Source organism: Dyella sp. A6 (assembly GCF_036320485.1).
Classification (GTDB): domain Bacteria; phylum Pseudomonadota; class Gammaproteobacteria; order Xanthomonadales; family Rhodanobacteraceae; genus Rhodanobacter_A; species Rhodanobacter_A aluminiiresistens.
Genome location: NZ_CP132911.1, coordinates 807,070 through 828,581, shown reverse-complemented (window position 1 = coordinate 828,581; position 21,512 = coordinate 807,070). Strand labels below are relative to the sequence as shown.

Genomic DNA, 21,512 nt, shown 5'->3' with positions numbered 1-21,512 from the left:
TAGGCCGAAAGATTCAAAGAGGATGGAACCCCGCGCATGCGCCGCTGTTCCCGACGCCCGGGGCCCGCCCGCTGGAGCCTCGCCCTGCTCCTGCTGCTTCCGGCATTCGCCCATGCGGGCGTGAAACTGACCGTGGATGGCGTGGACGACCCGCTCAAGGCTGCCGTGACGGCCGGCGTCAGCCTGTCGCAATACGCCTCGCGCGAGGTCAGCGACGCGCAGATCCGGCGCCTCTACGAGCGCGCCAGCGACGAGGCACGCACCGCACTGCAGCCATACGGTTATTACGACGCCACGGTCACCGGCCAGCTGCGTCGGGACGGCAACGACTGGCAGGTCACCCTGCACGTCAAGCCCGGCGAACCGGTCAAGGTGAATACGGTCGACATCAAGCTCGACCGCGACGCGCTGGCCATTCCGTCGATCCGCGCCGCTGCCCGCAGGATCGAGCGCCTGCGCGGCCACCGGCTGGACGACGCCACCTACGATGCCGACCGCGACGCACTGAGCAGCGCACTCACGGCGGAGGGCTTCCTCGACGCGAAGATGAAGGTCCACCGGGTCGAAGTGAACCCGCCGGCGCACACCGCGGCGATCAGGCTGGCATGGGATGCGGGCACGCGCTATCGCTACGGCCAGGTGAAGTTCGAGGGCTCCCAGTTCCGGCCCGGCTTCCTGCAACGCTACGTGCCGTTCAAGCGCGGCGACTATTTCGATCAGAGCCAGCTGCTGGGGCTGCAGCAGGCGCTCACCGGTGCCGACTACTTCTCGGTGGTCAACGTGCTGCCCGACGTGGACAAGGCCAGCCACGGCAGCGTCGACATCACCGTGCAGCTGGTGCCGGCCAAGCGCACCATCTATACCGGCGGCCCGTTCATCGGCACCGATACCGGCTTCGGCATGCGCGGCGGCATCGAACGCCGCTGGGTCAACAACCGCGGCCACAAGTGGAAGAACGAGCTGGTGCTGGCGCAGCGGCTGAAGACCCTGTCCACGCTGTACTCCATTCCGATGCCGGGGCCGGACCAGCGCAGCCTGAACTTCGGTGCCAACTTCCGCGACGCCAACACCGACACCTCGAAATCGCGCACGCTCGAACTGGTCGGCAACGACAGCCGGCTGTGGCATGGCTGGGTGCGCACGGTGGGCGTGCATGCGCTGATTGGCACTTTCACCGTGGGCCAGGGCGGCAACCTGGCGGACACCGCGCCGGGGGTGGAACACGGCCGCAGCGAGCTGGTGTTCGGCGAGGCTTCGCTGACCCGCAAGCATGCGGACAACCCCGACTTCGTGCGTCGCGGCTGGTCGCTGGAACTGTACGCCCGCAGTACTGCCGGCAGCCTGCTTTCGACCACCCGCTTCAGCCAGCTCCAGGCCAATGCCAAGTGGATCCGCGGCTTCACCCGGCGCGACCGGCTGATTCTGCGCGGCAGCGTCGGCACCACCTGGACCGGCAACTTTTCCGCGCTGCCGCCGCAGCTGCGCTTTTTCGCCGGCGGCGACCGTTCGGTGCGCGGCTACGCCTTCCAGTCGATCGGCCCGGAAAACAGCTACGGCCGGGTGATCGGCGGACGCAACCTGCTGGTGAGCAGCGCCACGGTGGAACACTATTTCACCCACGCCTGGGGCATGGCCGCCTTCGTCGATGCCGGCAACGCGTTCAGCGGCACCCGCTACAGCCCGCGGATCGGTGCCGGCCTGGGCGTGCGCTGGCGCTCGCCGGTGGGCCTGATCCGCGTCGACTTCGGCTTTCCCGTACACGACCGGACCCACCACGGCATGGAACTGCACATCGTGATCGGGCCGGACCTATGATCGTGGCGACGACAACTCCGCCCCGTCCTGCGGGAGCGACCGCATGAAGTGGCTCAAGCTCATCGGCGTGGTCTTTGCCGGCCTGTTGCTGGCGGTGGCCGTGCTGCTGTGGTGGCTGCTCGATACCGGCGCCGGGCTGCGCTTCGCGCTGGCCCGGGCCGAAGGCGCGATGCACGGGGCACTCTCGGTGCAGAGTGCACGGGGCTGCCTCCTCGGGCCGCTCGACCTGACCGGCCTGGCCTACGACAACGGCCAGGGCACGCGGGTGAAGCTTGCCCATGCCCATCTCGAGCTGAGCTTCTGGCCGCTGCTGCGCAAGCGCCTGCATGTGCTCGACCTCGACGCGGATGGCGTCGACGTGGATCTGCCAGCGGCGAGCGGACAGAGCACCAGCAGCAGCCCCTTTTCGCTGGAACCACCGATCGCGCTGCTGCTCGATCGCGTGCGCGTCACCCGCCTCAGGATCATCCGTGCCGGACAGCCGCTGTTGGTCGCCAACCGGTTCGAACTTGCCGCACGCTGGACCCATGCCGGCATCGCAGTGAAGCAGCTGGCACTGCAGGCCCCTGCCGGTCATGCCGAGCTGGCCGGACAGCTCGCCGTCGGCCGCCGCTACATGGGCCAGGGCAAGGCCGGCTTTGCCTGGCGCGCGGGCGACACCGACTATGCCGGCACCCTGTCGGCCAGCAGCGACGGCTCGACCGCGCATGCCAGCATCAAGCTGACCCGCCCCACCGTGGCGACACTCGACCTCGCCCTCACCCAGTCGGGCTCCTTGCCGTGGACCGCGAAACTGGCGCTGCCTTCGTTCGACCCCAAGCCCCTGCTCGGGGCCAGCTCACTCACCCGGCTGGCCGCACATCTCGACGGTCACGGCGACAAGCTCGGTGGCACGCTGACCGGCACGCTCGACCTGAACCGGTACCGCGTGGCGCTGCAACCACTGGTCGCGCGCTTCGACAGCGCTTACAAGACGCTGTACCTGAAACAGCTGCAGCTCGCCTCCCCGCAGGTTCCGGGCACGCTCGACGCGAACGGCCAAGTGCAGCTCGATACAACGCCGATGCGAGGCGAGCTGGCGCTCGCCTGGAACAAGCTGCAGCTGCCCGCCGACCTGGTCGGCCAGGCGCTGGCCAGTCACGGCCAGCTCACCGTGCGTGGCGACACCGGGCAATACCATGTCGCCGGCGACATCGCGGTCGGCCCGCCCGGACGACTGGCCCGGCTGGCGCTCGATCTGGACGGCACGCTTGAACAGATCACGCTGAACACGCTGAAGCTGCAGCAGCCACAGGGCGGCCTCGATGCCAACGGCACGGTGACGTTGCAGCCCGCACTGGCATGGAACCTCAAGGCACAGGCAAAGCAGTTCGATCCCGGCCAGCTGCTGGCCGGCTGGAACGGTGCGCTGAATCTGGCGCTGGACACCCACGGCGCACTGACCACGCAGGGGCTCGAAGCCAGCCTCGACCTGCAGAAACTCGACGGCCGCCTGCGCCAACGCAAGGTCGACGGCAGCGGCCACCTGCATCTGTCGCCCACGAAAGTCATCGACGGCAAGCTCGCCCTGCGCGTCGGCCGCAGCCGTGTGCGGATCGACGCCCGTCCCGGCAAGCGCAACGATGTCGATCTCAAGCTTGCCGTCGCTTCGCTGGGCGACTGGCTGCCGGCGGCCCGCGGCTCGTTCGATGGCGACTTCCGCATACAGGGCCTGTGGCCCGCGCTCAGCATCAATGGCCATGCCGACGGACAGTCGCTGGCCTGGCAGGACCAGAGCCTGCAGAAACTGCGGCTGATCGTCGGCCTGCCCGACATCAGCCACCCAGCCGGCAAGCTGCAGCTGGATGCCAGCAAGGTGCTGGCCGGCAGCCTCGCCTTCGGCCGTATCGACCTGCTGGCCGAAGGCAGCCAGGCCGACCACCGGCTGCGTCTCGATGCGCAGGGCAAACCGCTTTCGGTCCGGCTTGCCCTGCACGGCGGCCTGCACGGCCAGGCCTGGCACGGCACCCTGTCCACGCTGACCCTGACGCCACAGGGCATGCCCGACTGGCGCCTGCAGCAGCCCGTGAAACTGGCCTGGAATGACGGCGCGGCCAGCCTGTCCCGGCTCTGCCTGAGCGCGGGCGATCCCAGGGTCTGCGTCACTGCACGGCAGGACAAGGCAGGCGCCCTCGATGCCAGCTACCTGCTGCACGCCCTGCCACTGTCCATGCTGGTGGATGCCACCGGCAACGGCGGCATGCCGGTGCGTGCGGACGGCAGCCTGGACGGCAATGGCCAGCTGCAGCGCACGCCCGGCGGCAAGCTCAGCGGCCATGCCCGCATCAGCTCGACGCACGGCAGCATTACCTACACCGAACACCCTGCCGAGCCTTTGCTGACCTACGACAACCTGTCCCTCGATGCCACGCTGACCCCTTCGGTGCAGCAGGTCGAGGCACACGCGAAACTGGACGCCAACGGCAGCCTGGATGCGCATGCCAGCATCAGCGGATCGCAGCAGGCACTGGCCGGACAAGTGGCCTTTCATCTCAACCAGCTGGGCTTCATCGAACTGCTGACCGATGAAGTCGCCAACGTGAAGGGTCGCCTCGACGGCAGCTTCCAGCTGGGCGGCAGCCTGAAGCAGCCGGCGCTCGCCGGCCAGGCCACGCTGGACGGCTTCGCCGCCGAAATTCCCGATGCCGGACTCAGCCTGAGCAAGGGTCATGTATCGGTCAGCACCACCGACGCGAAGCAGTTCCTGATCGACGGCAGCATCCAGTCCGGCAAGGGCACCCTGAGTGTCGCCGGCACCGCCGGTATGGGCGCCACCGCCCCCACCAGCGTCACCATCAAGGGCCGGCAGTTCATGGCCGCGGACATCCCGGCAGCCAAGGTCGTGGTGTCGCCCGATCTAGTGGTGAAGCAGGACACCACCGGCATCCATGTCGGCGGCAGCGTGAACATCGACAGCGCCGACGTGAACGTGGAAAAGCTGCCCGGCGGCGGTGCCAGTCAGGCCTCGCCCGACGTGGTGATCGTCGGCCAGAAGCAAGCTGCGGCCGCAGCGCCGATCCCCGTCACCGCCGCGGTGAAAGTGGACCTCGGCCCCAGCACGCACCTGGTGGGCTTCGGCCTGAACGGTCGCCTGGGCGGCCTGCTGACCGTCAACGACCGCCCCGGCCACGCCACCACCGGGCAAGGCCAGATCACGGTCAACGGCACCTACAAGGCCTATGGCCAGAACCTGCACATCGAACTCGGACGACTGCTGTTCGCCAGCACCCCGATCGACAACCCCGGACTCAGCATCAAGGCCGTGCGCAAGCTCAATCCCAACAGCACGGTCGACGAAGGCCAGGAAGTCGGGCTGCTGGTCAGCGGCACCGCCAAGCGCCCGGTGCTCACCGTATTCTCCAACCCGGTGATGGAGCAGTCCGATGCGCTGTCCTACCTGGTCACCGGCAAGCCGCTGTCGCAGGTGAAGGGCGGCGAAGGCAACATGGTGGGCGCCGCTGCGCAGGCGCTGGGCTCGGCCACCGGCGACCTGCTGGCCAAGAGCGTCGGCGCCAGAACCGGCCTGGACATGGGCGTGTCCAGCAACGAAGCACTGGGCGGCGGTGCCGCCTTCACGGTAGGCAAATACCTGTCGCCGCGTCTTTACCTGAGCTACGGCGTGGGCCTGTTCGAACCCGGCCAGGTCATCACCATGCGTTTCCGCCTCAGCCATCGCTGGAACCTCGAGGCACAGAACGCCACCGACTTCAGCCGCGCCAGCCTCAATTACCGCTATGAGAAATAGCTGCGATACCCGCGCATTCCGCGCCGCGACGTGCCTGGCATGCCCACTGGTGGCATGCTGGACGCCATTTTCCTTACGCCCGCACCGCCGTGCGGGCCTCTCCCGTTTCGCGAGGTAACCACATGCAACGCACACGCTGGATTCTTGCCGCGGCCATTGCCGCCACCCTCTTCGGCACCTCGGCATGGGCCGCCTCGCCCGCAGCCCAGGGCGATATCGGCATCGACCTGGCCGGTATCGACCATGCAGTGAAGCCGGGCGACAATTTCTTCGACTATGCCAACGGCGACTGGTTGAAGACCGCGACCATCCCGGCCGACCGCTCCAGCATCGGCACCTTCCTCACCATCTACAACAAGACCGAGAAACACACCGCCGACCTGATCCGCAGTGCCCGAGGCGACCATGCCGCGCCCGGCACCAACGAGCGCAAGATCGCCGACTACTACGCCGCCTACATGGACCAGGCGAATATCGACAAGCTGGGCCTGAAGCCGATCAAGCACGAGCTCTCGGCGATCGAGGACATTCATTCGAAGGAACAGCTGGCCCGCGTGCTCGGCAGCCGCCTGCGCGCCGACGTCGACCCGATCAACGCCACCCACTTCCACACCCAGCACCTGTTCGGCCTGTTCGTGACGCAGGGTCTGGAAGACCCGTCGCACCACATCGCCTACCTGCTGCAGGGTGGCCTGGGCATGCCCAGCCGCGCCTACTACCTGTCCAGCGACCCGCACATGGTCGCCGCCCTCGCCAAGTACAAGACCTACGTCGCCGCGCTGCTGAAGCTGGCCCACGTCAAGGACGCCGACGCGAAGGCACAGGCCGTCGTGGCGCTGGAAACCAGGATCGCGCAGGCCCAGGAAAGCCTGCTCGAGAGCGAGAACGTGCACAAGGCAAACAACCTCTGGAGCATGGCCGACTTCTCCAGCAAGGCCCCCGGCCTCGACTGGACCACCTACTTCGCCGCCGCCGGCCTCAGCGACCAGAAGCAGATCGACGTATGGCAGCCCAGCGCCATCACCGGACTGTCCGCACTGGTCGCCAGCCAGCCGCTGGATGCATGGAAGGACCTGCTGGTCTTCCACACCATCAACGCCAGCGCGCCGCTGCTGCCCGACGCCTTCGCCAACCTCAACTTCGATTTCTACGGCAAGACCCTGCAGGGCACGCCCGAGCAGCAGCCGCGCTGGAAGCGTGCGGTGGCCGCCACCAACACCGACCTCGGCGATGCGGTGGGCCAGCTCTACGTGAAGAAGTACTTCCCCGCTTCGTCCAAGGTCGCGGTGCAGCAGCTGGTGCAGAACCTGATCGCCGCCTTCAAGGAACGCATGGGCACGCTGACCTGGATGACTCCCGCCACCCGCGCCAAGGCCGAGGAGAAGCTGGAGACGCTCAAGGTCGGTGTCGGTTATCCCGGAACATGGCGCAACTACGCCTCGCTTGAAATCAAGCCCAACGACCCGATCGGCAACCACCAGCGCGCGCTCAAGTTCGAATACGAGTACCAGAAAGCCAAGCTGCACGAGCCGGTCGACCGCGGCGAATGGTGGATGACCCCGCAGACCGTGAACGCAGTGAACCTGCCGCTGCAGAACGCGCTGAACTTCCCGGCCGCGATCCTGCAGGCGCCGTTCTTCGACCCGAAGGCCGACCCGGCGGCGAACTACGGCGCGATCGGCGCGATCATCGGCCACGAGATCAGCCACAGCTTCGACAACACCGGCTCCGAGTTCAACGCGCAGGGCAAGCTGGAAAACTGGTGGACGCCGACCGACCTGGCGCACTTCAAGGCCGCCACCCAGCAGCTGGCCAAGCAGTTCAGCCAGTACCAGGCGCTGCCCGGCCTGTACGTCAACGGTGAGCAGACCCTGGGCGAGGACATCGCCGACATCTCCGGCCTGACCATCGCCTACGTCGCCTATCACAAGTCGCTGCACGGCAAGCCCGCGCCGGTGATCGACGGCCTGACCGGCGACCAGCGCTTCTTCCTCGCCTTCGGCCAGGCATGGCGCTCGAAGATCCGCGACGCCGCGCTGCGCCAGCGACTGGCCACCGACGTGCACGCGCCCGCGCAGTTCCGTGCCCTCACCGTGCGCAACCTCGACCCGTGGTACAAGGCGTTCGACGTGAAGCCGGGGCAGAAGTTGTACCTGAAGCCGGATCAGCGCGTGAAGATCTGGTAACAGGCCCGGCATCGCCGGCATCCAGGCCGCATCCGTGATGGATGCGGCCTTTTTCGTGCCGCGCTCCGGCCAGTCGCCGTGCTCAGGCCTCGACCAGGTCGTCGCCGGCGGTGCTGACGACCACCCGGTTGCGTCCGGCGCGCTTGGCGCGATAGAGCGCGGCGTCGGTATCACGGCACAGATGCTGCACTTCGTAGCCGCTGACGTCCGTGCAGGCCACGCCGACACTGGCGGAAAACGTGACGACACGTTCCTCGTCCACCACCGTCGCCGCCTCGATCGCTGCCCGGATCCGTTCGGCGACATCCCTGCCACGCTCACACGGGCAACCGGGCAGCAGCATCGCGAACTCCTCGCCACCCAGACGGCCGAACAGGTCACTCGGCCCCAGCAACTCCCGGCACACCGCCACCGTGCGCTTGAGCACCGCGTCGCCCACCGCATGGCCATGGGTGTCGTTGATCTGCTTGAAATGGTCCAGGTCGATGAACATCAGGCAGTTTTCCGCAGCCAGCTTTTTCTGTGCCTGCAGTACGCGGTCTGCCTCGCCCATGAAGTGCTGGTGATTCAAGGTGCCAGTCAGGCCGTCCATGCTCGACAGCTGCTTGAAGCGCAGTTGCGAACGCTTCAGCCTTAGCAGCCAGAAGCCGCCGAACAGCAGCGCCATCAGCAACAGCGCGATAAACAGCCGGCCGTTTTCCACCGCCTTGGTATCCAGTGCCTGCTGCAGGCGCAGGATCCGGTTCTGCTTGCTCAGCCGCTCGGTATCCAGCTGCTGCGCCAGCACCTGTTGCCGTGCCATGGCATAGGCCAGCGCGCGCGCGCTGACGTCATCGATCTGCTGCTTGTCGTGGGCCACGTAGAGTTTGTAGTAGCGCAGCGCAGTGGCACTGTCGCCCTTCTTCTGCGCCACCTGGTAAAGCAGCCTGTAGGCCATCGTCAACCAGTCGCTGACGTAATCCGGGCGACACATGGCGACAGCGGCAAGCGCCGCCTTGCGCGCCTTGTCGTCCTGTCCCAGCTGGGCATAGGCCATGGCGTACTGGACCTGGGTCGACAATCGGCTGGGGAAATAGCCGATCGTGTTCACGCTGGCGGCGATGCGGTCCAGTATGTCCAGCGTACTGAGCGGCTTCTGTTCATCCAGATACTGCTCGCTGAGAGTCAGCCGCGCGGCATTCGCCAGCAGTGGCTGACCCGCATCGACGCAACTGTCGATGGTGCGCCGGAACTCGCGGCTGGACGAGGTCAGCCCGCCGCCGTTGTAAAGCGCGGACAGTTCGAAGAAATAGGCATGACACTGCGGCTGTCCCGCCGGGATCTCGCTCTCCATCATCCGTGCGTACTTGACGGCAAGATCGGTCTGACCAGCCAGGTTCAGCATCTGCGAAAGATTAGCCAGCAACATCAGCCGTGCCTTGGGATCGGTCGTCGTCGACAGGCTGCCCATCAGGTGATTGGCCAGCTCGAAAGCCTGCTTGTAGTGACGACTCATGCCCAGGTTGCTGAGCAGTTGGGCCGAGGCCTTCGCAACCAGCACAGGGTTGCCGGAATGATCGATCACCGCGCGGAATTCACTGGCCGACTTGATCAGGTCGCCCTCAAACATCGTCTGCCATGCATCCAGATAGCGCAGGTGCCAGCGTTCGACTGGGCTAAGCGGCGGATTTTCGCGATGGATCCGGGCCAGCCGCTGCACGAAGCGGGCATGATCCTTGGTTTCCAGCGCCTCGGTCCGGTCGAGAAAACGACCGGGATGCTCGATCGACGCAGCCGCGTGCGCCAGCGGTACCCATGCCCATGCGCAGCAGGCCCACACGCAGCCGACCAGACCCGCCCGGACAAACCATCTTCCGAAGCGACCCGGGAACCGTGACATATCGATAACCGCCCGGCCGGAGCCGGCTAGACCGATGCCGGCGGCGGAACGGCAGACGCGCAGCCATCTGGCCGAAACACGCCCCGTCCTCGCGCCATCGCAGGCTCTGGCAAGGCATCCATCGCCTCCCACCGCTCGATCGCAACTGTCATTACGCCCCCCACTGCAGTCATGAAATGGCCGCGACGTCACCCCAGTATATCGTCGCGCTCCATCAGGCATGGTTTCGGCCATGCCGGCACCAGCTTGAATCCGGCTGATGCCATGCCCAACCGCACGCCAGCCGTTTACCAGCGCATAACCGTTTTCACGCCATGCTCATGGAGCGACCCCGGTCGCAGACATCAATCACACATCATGGAGATAAAGTGCGATGAGCATATTCGGGACCATCCTGGACAAGATCTTTCACCACGACAGCGCCGGCACGGCCACCACCCCCGCAGCCGGCGATGCGCCTGCCGCAACACCAGCCGCCACGCCCGCTGCACAGGCCGCGCCCGCACCGGTCGATGTCGAGGCCGTGTTGACCAAGCTCGCCGCCGACAAGGGCCAGCCCAGCAACTGGCACCAGTCGATTGTCGACCTGCTCAAGCTGCTCGACATGGATTCCAGCCTCGCGGCACGCAAGCAGCTGGCCAATGAGCTCGACGTGCATGTGGCCGCCGACGGTACCGCGGAAGAAAACGTCGCCCTGCTCAAGGCGGTGATGCAGAAGCTCGCCGAGAACGGCGGCACGATTCCCGACAGCCTCAGGCACTGAGCGAGACGGCACCACGGAACCCCGGTTCCGTGGTGTTCGGCACAGCGTCGCTCTCAGGCCACGCCGAGTCCGGCGATACCCGCACCGTCCTCATCGAAACCGGCCAGGCCGGCAAAACGCCGACCGCGCTCCGCATAGTCCCTGAACTGGTCGAAGCTGGGCGCGCCCGGCGAAAGCAGCACCACGCCACCCTGCGGGGTGACCGTCCGCGCCATGGCGACGGCATCCGCAAAATCGTCGGCCTCGCCCAGCGGCAACTCGGTGCGGACATGGCGCAAGGCGTCAGCGATACGTGGCCCGTTGGCCCCCTGGGTGATCACGCGCAGGCCGCAGCGATCGCGTGTCGCCTGCACGAAATGCGACCAGTCCAGTCCGCGCTCGTAACCGCCCACGATCACGGTCACCTCGCGGCCAGCCAGGCTGTCCAGCGCAGCGAGCGTGGCTTCCGGCGTGGTGCTGATCGAGTCGTCGACCCAGTGCATGCCGTCGCGTTCGCCCAGCGGATGCAGCCGGTGCGGCAACGGCCGGAAGCTGGCCAGCGCGGCCGCGGCGCGCACCGCGTCCAGACCCAGTGCATCCAGTGCCGCGAGTGCCGCGCAGGCGTTGAGTGCATTGTGCAGGCCGGGCGCGGACATCGCCGCCAGCTCGAATACGGGCTGCGCGCCACGAACGATCCAGCCATCCGCCACATGCCAGCCCGGCTCGGTGCCGAACAGCAGACGCTGCGGGTGGGCGGCGGTCAGCTCCAGCAACCCGGCCTGCTGGCCATTGACCAGCAGCGTGCGGGCCGCATCGGCCAGCTTCAGTTTGTCGGCCACGTAGCGTTCGCGCGTGCCGTGCCAGTCTAGGTGTTCTTCGTAAAGGCTTGTGACCACGCCCAGCTCCAGCGGGCCGGCTTCGCCGGTCTGGAAACTGGACAGCTCGATCGTCCACAGCTCGGCGCTCGCATCCAGCAACTCCAGCAGCGGCAGGCCGATGTTGCCGGCCAGTGCGGTGCGCACGCCCAGCGCACGGGCCAGGTGCGCCAGCATCGCCGACGTGGTGCTTTTGCCCTTGGTGCCGGTGACGCCGGCCACCCGCGCGTCCGGATGTTCGCCAAACCACAGCGCCGTGCCCGAGGTGAACGCGGTACCCTGCGCCTGCGCGGTGACCACGGCCGGCTTGTAGGCGGAAATGCCCGGCGACTTCACCACCACGTCGTAGGCCGACAACGCCACCGCTTCCGGTTCGTGGCCGTACACGGTGAGCGCGGCATCGAAGGCCCGCGCGACATCGGCCTCGTCGGCACGGCAATACAGTGCCAGCGGCAACGCCGGCAGGCGGCTGCGGATCGCGCGGATCGCCGCGCGCCCTTCGCGGCCGAAACCCCAGACCGCGACGCGCCGCCCCGCCAGCTCGGCGATGCGCATCAAGCGATGACCTTGAGCGCCGCCTGCAAGCGGGCCGGCACGCGATGCTCGGCCGATGGCTGCAACCAGGGTTCCAGCGCCAGCTGCGAGGCGTCGAGCTGCGGCAGGATCTCGCTGCGGAAACGCGCCACCAACGCATCCTCCGCCCACTCCGGCCGCTGGCTCAACGCATGCATCGCGGCACGCGCCTCGGCGCCTTCGCCGACACATTCGAACGGCTTGTGGTCCTGGTATTCCAGCAGCGCGTCGAAACCGGCGGCCTGCGCGTCGTCATCCAGCAGGTTGCGGCCGAAGATCGCCAGCAGTCGCGGCTTGGGCAGGAACGGCGCCAGCGCCAGGAACACGAAGTGGCACTTCGGGCACTGCCCGCACCAGCGATCAGCCGGCTTGGGACCCAGGATGCGGAAGTTGCGGTTACAGCTGGAAAAGGTGTCGAAATATGGCGTGAGCCGGGCGAAGGCGCGCGTCACCGCCAGCTCGGAATACGGGCGCAGCAGCGAGCAGTAGTCGAGGTCGGCCGCCACGTGAGAATGCAGCCAGTCGGACAGCAGCGTCTCGAAGGCGTAGCCCTTGCTCCACTGGTGGTTCACCTGCTGGCCTTCGTATTCCAGCGTGGCCGCCGAGGCGGAGCGCTCGTTGGCGAAGGCGATGGAATCGTGGCCATACAGGATCGCCGCCAGCACCAGGATCGCCGAATTCACCGCGGTGACCGGGATATGCCCGTTCCACGCACCAAGCCGGTTCAGCTCGAACAGTTCCGGTGCCAGTTCGCGCTGGATGTTCAGCATGGGCAGGCCGGTCCGTTCGGCACAGGCGGCGATCAATGGCGAATTGCCGACCCAGACCGCCGTCGCCTCGCCGCCGATCGACTTCACCGCCTCGACTGCCACCAGGGAATCCTTGCCGCCGCCGATCGGCACCAGGGTCCGCTTGGGCAGCCCCAGTGCCGTGGCCGGCGCGGCACCGGCGCCACCACGCGGGAAGCAGATGCGTCCGCGCAGATCCAGCCCGTTGCGATAGGCGAACTCGGCCAGCCCGTGCAGGTAGAGCGCGTCGAGCAGATCCGCGGTGGCGTCGTCCAGCGGGCCATCGGCCAGCTCGATGGTCGGCGGCACGCCGGCCTTGTAGTAGCTGACGCCGGCCACCAGATGCAGCAGCTTCAACGCGGCATCGAACGCCGCCTGACGGGCCGGCGGCAGCGCCGGCGCGGCGGGAAAGCGGATCCGCTCGACCATCGGCGCGCCGTCGTCGAAGGCGTAGGCCAGCTCGGCCACGCCGTCCGCATAGCGCGCATGCAGGAAGCGGAATACCTGGGTCAGGCGCGGTTGGATGGTTGTGGTCACTCTCTCGGGTCTCCCGCCAGCCCTCACCGGGGTGAGGGATCGAGTCTGCCTGGGCTTGCAGAATCGCCGCCGGCACACTCTCGATGTTTGTCAGTACGCCATTGTCCCAGAAACGCGCCGCGCCGTAGCGTCTGACTCCAGCGCGCCCTGCCTTTCGCCGGCAGCCCGCCATGCCAGCCGCCGCCGCATGCCACAACCATGGCCGCATCCGGCATGCGACGTCGGCGGAATCACGCCCGATCGCGTGCCGGCACCGGCCATCTTGGCCTGCATGGCACGGCGCGGATGGACGCGTCAGTCGTCCAGCACGACCTCTTCCGTATCACCACGCAGGTTGTAGGGCGAGGACATGACCTTGCCGTAGGCACCCGCCTGGGCGATCAGCACGACGTCGCCCTCGGCCGGTTCCGGCAGACGACGGTCGCTGCCCAGCACATCGCCGCTCTCGCAGATCGGACCGACCACCTGGAACAGGCCGTCGGCCTCTTCGCCCAGCCGGCTGAGGTTGGCGATCTCGTGCCAGGCGTCGTACAGCGCCGGGCGGATCAGGCTGTTCATGCCGGTATCCACACCCAGATAGCGCCAGCCGCCCTTGCCCTTGGTCTGGGTCACACGGGCCAGCAGCACGCCGGCATCGGCCACCAGGTAGCGGCCCGGCTCCATCCACAGCTGATAGTGCGGATACGCGGCCTTGACCTGGCGCAGCACCGTGTCCAGCGCGGCCAGGTCAAGCCGCGCCTCGCCGGGATGCGAAGGCACCCCAAGGCCACCGCCGATGTTGAGGAAGGCAATGCTGCCGATGCGCTCGGCCAGGCTGGCCAGCTGTCCGTAAACCTCGCCCCAATGCTTCGGGTCGAGAATGCCCGAGCCCAGGTGCGCATGCAGTCCGCGCACCGTGATGCCGTGGGCGTCGGCGTGCCGCAGGAAGCTGTCGAGCTGGTCCACCGGCAGGCCGAACTTGCTGCCGCTGCCGCCGGTACGCACCTTCTCGTGATGTCCCAGGCCGCGCCCCAGATCAACCCGCAGCGACACCTCGCGACCGCGGAACAGCTCGCCCCAGTGCTCCACCGGGTACAGCGCATCCAGCGTGATGGTGGCGCGTGTGGCCAGGCCGCGCTCGAAGTCCGAGCGCGAGGCGAAATTCGGCGTGAACAGCAGCGGCACCTCGGTTGGCACCGTCGCCGATACAGCATCCAGTTCGCCCGGCGACACGCACTCGAACGCGAAACCTTCTTCAGCCAGGGCCGACAGGATCGCCGGATGGGTATTCGCCTTCACCGCGTAATGCAGCCGGTCCACCGCGCCCAGCTGCTTCAGCGACTGCGCCTGTGAGCGCACCGTGGGCAGGTGGTAGACGTAGCGCGGCGTGGCCTCGGCAGCGATCCCCAGCAGCCGCTTGCGCTGCCCCGGTTCGCGCCACCACGCGGACGAAATGGCCACCTCGCCGCTGCCATACAGGCTCTGCCAGCTGGGTCCGAACAGCGCGCTGTCGTCGGTGCGCAGCGCGCCCGCAGCGATCAGCAGTTCGTGCAGGTGCGGCAGCAGCTCGTCGACCACGTTCTCGTCCACCACGAAGGTGAGGTTGAGGTTGTTCGACGACTGCGAGATCAGGTGCACGCGCAACTGGCCGAACTCAGCCAGCACGGTCGACAACGTGTGCAGCATCGAGCGCATGCCCCGCCCGACCAGGGTGATCGCCGCACACGGCGCGATCACCTTCACCCGGCACACCTTGGCCAGATCGGCGGCCAGCGCGGCCACCGCATCGGAGTCGAGCAGGTTCTCGGTGGGGTCCAGCGAGACAGTGACGTTGGTCTCGGCCGAACCGATCAGGTCCACCGACAGGCCATGCTGCTTGAACTGGGCGAACACGTCGGCAAGAAAACCGACCTGCTGCCACATGCCGACCGATTCCATCGACACCAGGGTGATGCCCTTGCGCGCGCTGATCGCCTTCACGCTGGGCGCATGCTCACGCACCTGCGGGCCGATCACCGTGCCTTCCAGCTCGGGCCGGTTGGTGTCCTTCACCAGCAGCGGCACGCGCGGTTCGCGCAGCGGCGACAGGCAGCGCGGGTGCAGCACCTTGGCACCGGTGGAAGCGATTTCCTGCGCCTCTTCGTAGTCCAGCTTCTGCAGCAGGCGGGCACCGGGCACCTGGCGCGGGTTGGCGGTGAACATGCCGGCCACGTCGGTCCAGATCTCCACCCGGGCCGCCTTCAGCAGCGCGCCGAAATACGAGGCGGAAGTGTCCGAACCACCACGGCCGAGCAGCACGGTACGACCCTCGCTCTCGCGCGCGATAAAGCCCTGGGTGATGAACACCTCGCCCTTGGCCGCCAGGCGCGCGTTCAATGCCGGCTCCGGCCGGGCATCGACCATCGCCGAGAGCAGCTTGGTACGCTCGTTCTGGTTCGGTAGCGCGACCGCGGCCAGGCAGTCGCGGGCGTCCAGCCACTGCGTGGCCAGGCCGCTGCGACTGAGAAAGGCCGCACCCAGCGTGCTGGACAGCAGCTCGCCATGCGCCTGCACCTGGGCCTGCCAGGCCAGCTCGCCCAGCTTCGCCGGGCCGTCCTCGGCCAGCGCCAGCAGGTCCTTCAGGCGTGCATCCAGCGCGGGCGGAAGTTCCAGCTCCATATGGCCGAGCAGCTCGTAGTGACGCTGTTCGATCGCCCGCGCCGCCTCGATGCGTTTGCCCTTGTCGCCTTCGCCGCACATCTGTTTGAGCGCATCGGTGATGCCCGAGAGCGCGGAAACGACCACCACCACGCGCGCGCCTTCGGCACGGCGGGAAGTGGCCAGTTCCAGGATGTTCTGCCAGCGAGGAAGCGTGGCGACAGAGGTGCCGCCGAACTTCATCACGATCCAGGGGGCGTCCGCGGCAAGCGGCGCAGGGGTGTTCGAGGTCACAGGCTTGGGTCGGTTGGTGGGAAACGAATCCGCCCAGTTTTGCGCCGCACAAGACGAAATGCAACGGGGTATGCCGATTCGGCATTTGGACGTCTAGATGTCCATGTCACGACCACCATCGAATCTTCGACCGCACACCCCGTCGGCCCCGGCCACGAAAAAGCAGACACCGAAGCCAGCCGAACGCGATCGCGCCCGGCCGGCACGTGGTGCCTTACTCGATCACGACCGGGATCTTGCCGATCTTGGCGCGCCAGGTCTTCGGCCCGGTCTGGTGCACCGAAGTGCCGCTCGAGTCGACCGCCACGGTCACCGGCATGTCCTGCACCTCGAACTCGTAGATCGCTTCCATGCCGAGATCCGCGAAAGCCAGCACCTTCGACGCCTTGATCGCCTTGGACACGAGGTAGGCGGCGCCGCCGACCGCCATCAGGTACACCGAATGGTGTTTCTTGATCGCCTCGATCGCCGCCGGACCACGCTCGGCCTTGCCGACCATGCCCAGCAGGCCGGTCTGCGCCAGCACCTGCTCGGTGAACTTGTCCATGCGGGTGGCGGTGGTGGGACCGGCCGGACCGACCACTTCGTCGCGCACCGGATCGACCGGACCGACGTAGTAGATGAAACGACCGGTGAAATCGACCGGCAGCTGCTCGCCCTTGTTGAGCATGTCGACGATGCGCTTGTGCGCGGCATCGCGACCGGTCAGCAACTTGCCGTTGAGCAGCAGCACCTCGCCCGGCTTGAAGCTGGCGACCTCGTCGGCGGTGATGGTGTCCAGATTCACCCGGCGCGCATTGGCCGGGTTGTAGGTGAGCTTGGGCCAGTCTTCCAGCGACGGCGGCGCCAGCGTCACCGGGCCGGAACCGTCCAGGGTGAAGTGGGCATGGCGGGTGGCCGCGCAGTTCGGGATCATCGCCACCGGCAGGTTGGCCGCATGGGTCGGATAGTCCTTGATCTTCACGTCGAGCACGGTGGTCAGGCCGCCCAGGCCCTGCGCGCCGATGCCCAGCGCATTGACCTTCTCGTACAGCTCGATGCGCAGCTCCTCGGCGCGGTTGCTCGGGCCGCGGGCGATCAGCTCCTGGATGTCGATGTGCTCCATCAGCGATTCCTTCGCCAGCAGCATGGCCTTCTCGGCGGTACCACCGATGCCGATGCCGAGCATGCCCGGCGGGCACCAGCCGGCGCCCATGGTCGGCACGGTCTTCAGCACCCAGTCGACGATGGAGTCGGACGGGTTGAGCATGACGAACTTCGACTTGGCTTCCGAACCGCCGCCCTTGGCCGCGACGATCACGTCGAGCTTGTCGCCCGGCACGATCGACACGTTGATCACCGCCGGAGTGTTGTCCTTCGTGTTGCTGCGCTTGCCGGCCGGATCGACCAGCACGCTGGCGCGCAGCTTGTTGTCCGGATCGTTGTAGGCACGGCGCACGCCTTCGTTGACGGCATCCTCCAGCGAACCGGTGAAGCCTTCCCAGCGCACGTCCATGCCGACCTTCAGGAACACCGTGACGATGCCGGTGTCCTGGCACAACGGGCGATGGCCTTCGGCGGCCATGCGCGAATTGATCAGGATCTGCGCCATCGCGTCCTTCGCAGCCGGCGACTCCTCGCGCTCATAGGCGGCGGCGAGGCTCTTGATGTAGTCGACCGGGTGGTAATAGCTGATGTACTGCAGAGCGTCCGCAACGGACTGGATCAGGTCGTCTTGCTTGATGGCGGTCATGGCGATGGCTTTGTTGGGGAGACATGGCGCAGACCGGCCAGGCCGGCTGCAGCAGACGGCCATTGTAACGCCCCGTCGCCACGGGGGCGGCAAAGTACCGCGGTAGCCCGGCCGCACTATCCGCAGTACCTTCGGCAGATCGGGATCGCCGACGTGCAGGGGAGCCGTCGTCCCGATGGGGAAATCAGTGCAGATAAACCACGACCTGGCCGCGACTTACCGTCGCTGGCAGATGGACGTTCGACGTGCACCCGCCCAGCCAGGATATTCCGCCTACACAAGGAGTAACGCATGGAGAAGTCACCCCTTCGAATCGCAATGGCGATCGCACTCGGACTGAGCATCACCGGCACCGCCATGGCCGCCGGCAACCACCAGATCCAGGCCGCGGTGGACATGGGCTCGGCCAGCGCCAACGGCACCACCAACGTCACCCTGATCCTGAAACTGCGCAACCGCGAAGCACTGGCGCAGTACATCCGCGACACGGTGACCCCGGGCAGTCCGCACTTCCAGCAGTTCCTGACCACCAGCCAGTTCGCCAGCCGCTACGGCGCCACCCCCGCCGACATCGCCCGCGTGCAGGCCTGGCTGAAGCAGCAGGGGCTCAGCAGCACGGTGATGGCAAACCACCTGGCCATCCGCACCAGTGGCACCATGCAGCAGTTCGAGACTGCCTTCCGTACCTCCGTGCACACCTTCACTTCGCGCGCCACCGGGCGCCGCTTCCATCGCCCGCTGACGCAACCGCTGTTGCCCACCAGCATCGCCGACCTGGTCGCCGCCACCACCGGACTGAACACGCAGCGCACCTTCCACTCGCACCGCATCCGCACACTGCCGCTGTCGAACCAGCAGCAGACCCTGCTGCCGCTGGTGCATGCCAGCAGCTCGGGCAATCCCACGGCTACCGGCCAGCCGGGCAGCTACACGGTGGGCGACGTCGCCGACATGTATGACATCAACCCGCTGTACAAGCGGGGCATCACCGGCGCGGGCAGTACCGTGGCCATCGTCACGCTGTCCAACTTCTACCCGTCCGACGCCACGACGTACTGGAATGACATCGGCCTAACCACCAAGCCGGACCGGATCACCCAGGTGCACGTGGACGGTGGCGCTCCGATCGACAGCGGCAGCGGCGAGACCGCGCTGGACGTGGAGCAGTCCGGCGGTATCGCGCCCGATGCCAACATCATCGTCTACGACGCCCCGAATGCCGGCAACGGCTTCATCGACGCATTCGCGCAGGCGGTCTCGGACAACAAGGCCGACAGCATCTCCACCAGCTGGGGCGCGGCCGAAATGTTCAATTTCGCCGCGCTCAACGTGTCCGGCGCCCGTGACACCGACACGTCCGACGCCGGCGACCTGCGCGCCTTCCACGAGATCCTGATGGAGGCCGCCGCGCAGGGACAATCGGTGTTCGCCGCCGCGGGCGACTCGGGTGCCTACGACACGGTGCGTGCGCTGGGCTTCGGCGGCGGTCCCGGCGAATTCAATTCGCCGCTGAGCGTGGACTCGCCGGCCTCCGACCCCTATATCACCGCAGCCGGCGGCACGACCGTGCCCTACAGCTTCAGCTTCGCTGGCGGGCCCACAGCCTCGGTCACGCAGGAGAGCGTGTGGGGCTGGGACTATCTGCAGACCTATCTCGACACGAATGCGCCTACCGCCGGCGGCTGGCACCAGTACCTGTTCTCGGTCGGCGGCGGCGGCGGCGTCAGCGTCTACTGGCGCACTCCCTTCTACCAGATGTTCACCCGTGGCATCCGGCGCAGCGAAAAGGGCCAGACGTTGACCTACAACGACCCCAGCAGCGGCCTTTACACCTGGCTCAAGCTGCCCGGTAACTTCAGGGGGCGCAACGTGCCCGACATCTCGCTCAATGCCGATCCGGAGACCGGCTACATCGTGGTGTCCACGTACGATGGCGGCCTCATTTCGGAGGGTGGGACCAGTTTCGTGGCACCCCAGCTCAACGGCATCAGCGCGCTGCTGTCGCAGAGCCTGCACCATCGGGTGGGTTTCTGGAATCCGCAGCTGTACTTCCTGCAGAACGTGTTCGGCTATGGCCCCTGGTCGGCATTCCATGCGGTGAATGCGGGCGACAACTGGTTCTACCAGGGCGCACCGCACTACACCCCCGGCGCCGGCCTCGGCACCCTGGACGTGGCCAACTTCGACCAGTTCCTGAAGAGCGGGCTCTGATCCGCGGCAAGGTGGCCGGCAGCCGCCGGCCTCCTTGCGACTGGATGCGGCGAGCAGGCATGCGGTCGACGCTTGCCGCGGACACGCGACGACGCCATGCTTCGCGCTTCCTCCTGCAAGGCGCCATGTCATGTCCGAACCTGCCAACGGCTATGTACGGCGCCTGTGCCTGTGGGATGCCGCACTGATCGTGATCGGCGGCATGATCGGCGGCGGGATCTTCCTCAACCCCTACATCGCCGCACAGCACACCTCGTCGAACGCGGTATTGCTTGCGGTATGGGTCGGGGCCGGCCTGCTCACCCTGGTCGGCGCCCTGTGCTACGCGGAACTGGGCGCGCGTCGCCCGCACGCGGGCGGCAGCTACGTGTACCTGCGCGAGGCCTTCGGTCCGCTGGCCGGCTTCCTGTTCGGCTGGACCATGCTGCTGGTGATCTACTCGGGCTCCAGCGCCGCGGTGGCGACGATCTTCGCCAGCTACACCGCCACCGTGTTCGGCCTGCCTGCAGCGGCCATGCAACCACTGACCGTGGGGGCACTGGTGTTCGTGGCCGGCATCAACCTGTTCGGCCTGCGTCTGGGCGTGCAGGTGCAGAACCTGTTCACCGTGCTGAAACTGCTGGCGGTGGCGGTGCTGGTCGTGTGCGGCCTGTACCTGGCCGGCGTCGGCGGCGGATATCTGCTGCAGCCCGACCCCGCACGCGCGCATGCGGGATTCATGGGAGCGGCCCTGCCCGTGCTGTTCGCCTATTCGGGCTTCACCTACCTCAACAACCTGGCCGGGGAGGTGCGCGACCCGCAGCGCAACCTGCCACGCGCGCTGTTCCTGGGCATGCTGGGCGTGATCGTCGCCTACGCCCTGGTCAACGTGGCCTACCTGGCCGTGCTCGGTCACGCCGGACTGGCCGCCAGCACTGCGCCGGCGGCGGATGTGATGCAACGCGTGGCCGGTCCGTATGGCGCGAAGCTGATCGCGCTGGGCATCGCTATCTCGACGCTGGGCTTCTGCAACATCACCCTGGTGGCCGGTGCGCGCGTACTGCAAGTGATGGGCGAGGACGGCCTGTTCTTCCGCTCGGTGGCACGCCTGCATCCCCGTCATCGCACGCCGAACGTGGCCTTGCTGCTGCTCTCGGGCTGGGCCATCGTGCTGGCGGTGTCCGGCAGCTTCGGCGAATTGCTGGACTACGCCACCTTCGGCGACTGGCTGGCCTGCGCGGTGGGCGTGTCCACCCTGTTCTGGTACCGCCGGCGCGACCGCGGACCGGCCCTCTTCCGGGTACCGGCCTATCCGTGGCTGCCGCTGCTGTTCATCGCCACCGTGGCGTGGGTCGTGCTTAAGAGCCTGCACGACCATCCACGCAACACCGGCATCGGCCTGCTGATCATGGCCGCGGGCGCGCCGGTCTACCTGGCCTGGAATCGCCTGTTCAGCCGCCGCGAACATTAAGCGCCGTGCGCGATGCCACAATGCACCGAT

Annotated in this window: 11 protein-coding genes; 6 read left to right on the top strand and 5 right to left on the bottom strand. The window is 67.2% G+C overall.

Going from position 1 to position 21,512, the window contains the following annotated elements; translation table 11 throughout:
* The first annotated feature begins 36 nt into the window (after window positions 1-36).
* The 3 genes from RA164_RS03375 (at window position 37) to RA164_RS03365 (ending at window position 7,785) form a co-directional block, all read left to right on the top strand.
* Window positions 37-1,815: an autotransporter assembly complex protein TamA gene (locus RA164_RS03375; protein ID WP_329742569.1), complete on the top strand. Its 1,779-nt coding sequence runs from the start codon at window positions 37-39 to the stop codon at window positions 1,813-1,815.
* 43 nt (window positions 1,816-1,858) lie between these two features.
* Entirely contained in the window at window positions 1,859-5,599 is a 3,741-nt protein-coding gene (locus tag RA164_RS03370) for a translocation/assembly module TamB domain-containing protein (RefSeq protein ID WP_329742568.1), read from the top strand.
* Between the two features lie 122 nt (window positions 5,600-5,721).
* Window positions 5,722-7,785, top strand: a complete 2,064-nt coding sequence (locus RA164_RS03365; RefSeq protein WP_329742567.1) for a M13 family metallopeptidase — start codon at window positions 5,722-5,724, stop codon at window positions 7,783-7,785.
* A gap of 82 nt (window positions 7,786-7,867) precedes the next feature.
* Here the strand turns inward: RA164_RS03365 and RA164_RS03360 are convergent, their stop codons facing one another.
* Window positions 7,868-9,664 carry a GGDEF domain-containing protein gene (locus RA164_RS03360; protein WP_329742566.1) on the bottom strand — a complete coding sequence of 599 codons (1,797 nt, stop codon included), beginning with the start codon at window positions 9,662-9,664 and terminating at the stop codon, window positions 7,868-7,870.
* A gap of 373 nt (window positions 9,665-10,037) precedes the next feature.
* Between RA164_RS03360 and RA164_RS03355 the strand changes: the two genes are divergently transcribed.
* Window positions 10,038-10,427, top strand: coding sequence for a DUF3597 domain-containing protein (locus tag RA164_RS03355; RefSeq protein ID WP_329742565.1), 390 nt, complete (start codon window positions 10,038-10,040; stop codon window positions 10,425-10,427).
* A 53-nt stretch (window positions 10,428-10,480) separates the two neighbouring features.
* Here the strand turns inward: RA164_RS03355 and murD are convergent, their stop codons facing one another.
* The 4 genes from murD to RA164_RS03335 form a co-directional block, all read right to left on the bottom strand.
* Complete coding sequence (gene murD, locus RA164_RS03350; RefSeq protein ID WP_329742564.1) at window positions 10,481-11,836, bottom strand: UDP-N-acetylmuramoyl-L-alanine--D-glutamate ligase; 1,356 nt, start codon at window positions 11,834-11,836, stop codon at window positions 10,481-10,483.
* Complete coding sequence (gene murL / locus RA164_RS03345; RefSeq protein WP_329742563.1) at window positions 11,836-13,179, bottom strand: UDP-N-acetyl-alpha-D-muramoyl-L-alanyl-L-glutamate epimerase; 1,344 nt, start codon at window positions 13,177-13,179, stop codon at window positions 11,836-11,838. The genes murD and murL overlap by 1 nt, the downstream gene beginning before the upstream one ends.
* Before the next feature lie 294 nt (window positions 13,180-13,473).
* On the bottom strand, window positions 13,474-16,038 hold the full coding sequence (locus RA164_RS03340) for a bifunctional aspartate kinase/diaminopimelate decarboxylase (RefSeq protein WP_412731086.1): 2,565 nt from the start codon (window positions 16,036-16,038) through the stop codon (window positions 13,474-13,476).
* 265 nt (window positions 16,039-16,303) lie between these two features.
* The gene (locus RA164_RS03335) at window positions 16,304-17,821 is read right to left on the bottom strand and encodes a fumarate hydratase (RefSeq protein WP_329742561.1); all 1,518 of its coding nucleotides are present in this window, start codon (window positions 17,819-17,821) and stop codon (window positions 16,304-16,306) included.
* A 291-nt stretch (window positions 17,822-18,112) separates the two neighbouring features.
* Here RA164_RS03335 and RA164_RS03330 point away from each other — a divergent pair, with 291 nt between their 5' ends.
* Together RA164_RS03330 and RA164_RS03325 are read left to right on the top strand one after the other, a co-directional pair.
* Entirely contained in the window at window positions 18,113-20,032 is a 1,920-nt protein-coding gene (locus RA164_RS03330) for a S53 family peptidase (RefSeq protein WP_329742560.1), read from the top strand.
* A 130-nt stretch (window positions 20,033-20,162) separates the two neighbouring features.
* Window positions 20,163-21,482 carry an APC family permease gene (locus RA164_RS03325; protein WP_329742559.1) on the top strand — a complete coding sequence of 440 codons (1,320 nt, stop codon included), beginning with the start codon at window positions 20,163-20,165 and terminating at the stop codon, window positions 21,480-21,482.
* Window positions 21,483-21,512: the final 30 nt, after the last annotated feature.

Coding starts and splice junctions, on each gene's coding strand:
- RA164_RS03360 (WP_329742566.1), bottom strand. CDS start 9,664: ATGTCACGGTTCCCGGGTCGCTTCGGAAGATGGTTTGTCCGGGCGGGT.
- RA164_RS03340 (WP_412731086.1), bottom strand. CDS start 16,038: ATGAAGTTCGGCGGCACCTCTGTCGCCACGCTTCCTCGCTGGCAGAAC.
- murD (WP_329742564.1), bottom strand. CDS start 11,836: ATGCGCATCGCCGAGCTGGCGGGGCGGCGCGTCGCGGTCTGGGGTTTC.
- RA164_RS03365 (WP_329742567.1), top strand. CDS start 5,722: ATGCAACGCACACGCTGGATTCTTGCCGCGGCCATTGCCGCCACCCTC.
- RA164_RS03375 (WP_329742569.1), top strand. CDS start 37: ATGCGCCGCTGTTCCCGACGCCCGGGGCCCGCCCGCTGGAGCCTCGCC.
- RA164_RS03355 (WP_329742565.1), top strand. CDS start 10,038: ATGAGCATATTCGGGACCATCCTGGACAAGATCTTTCACCACGACAGC.
- RA164_RS03330 (WP_329742560.1), top strand. CDS start 18,113: ATGGAGAAGTCACCCCTTCGAATCGCAATGGCGATCGCACTCGGACTG.
- RA164_RS03370 (WP_329742568.1), top strand. CDS start 1,859: ATGAAGTGGCTCAAGCTCATCGGCGTGGTCTTTGCCGGCCTGTTGCTG.
- RA164_RS03325 (WP_329742559.1), top strand. CDS start 20,163: ATGTCCGAACCTGCCAACGGCTATGTACGGCGCCTGTGCCTGTGGGAT.
- RA164_RS03335 (WP_329742561.1), bottom strand. CDS start 17,821: ATGACCGCCATCAAGCAAGACGACCTGATCCAGTCCGTTGCGGACGCT.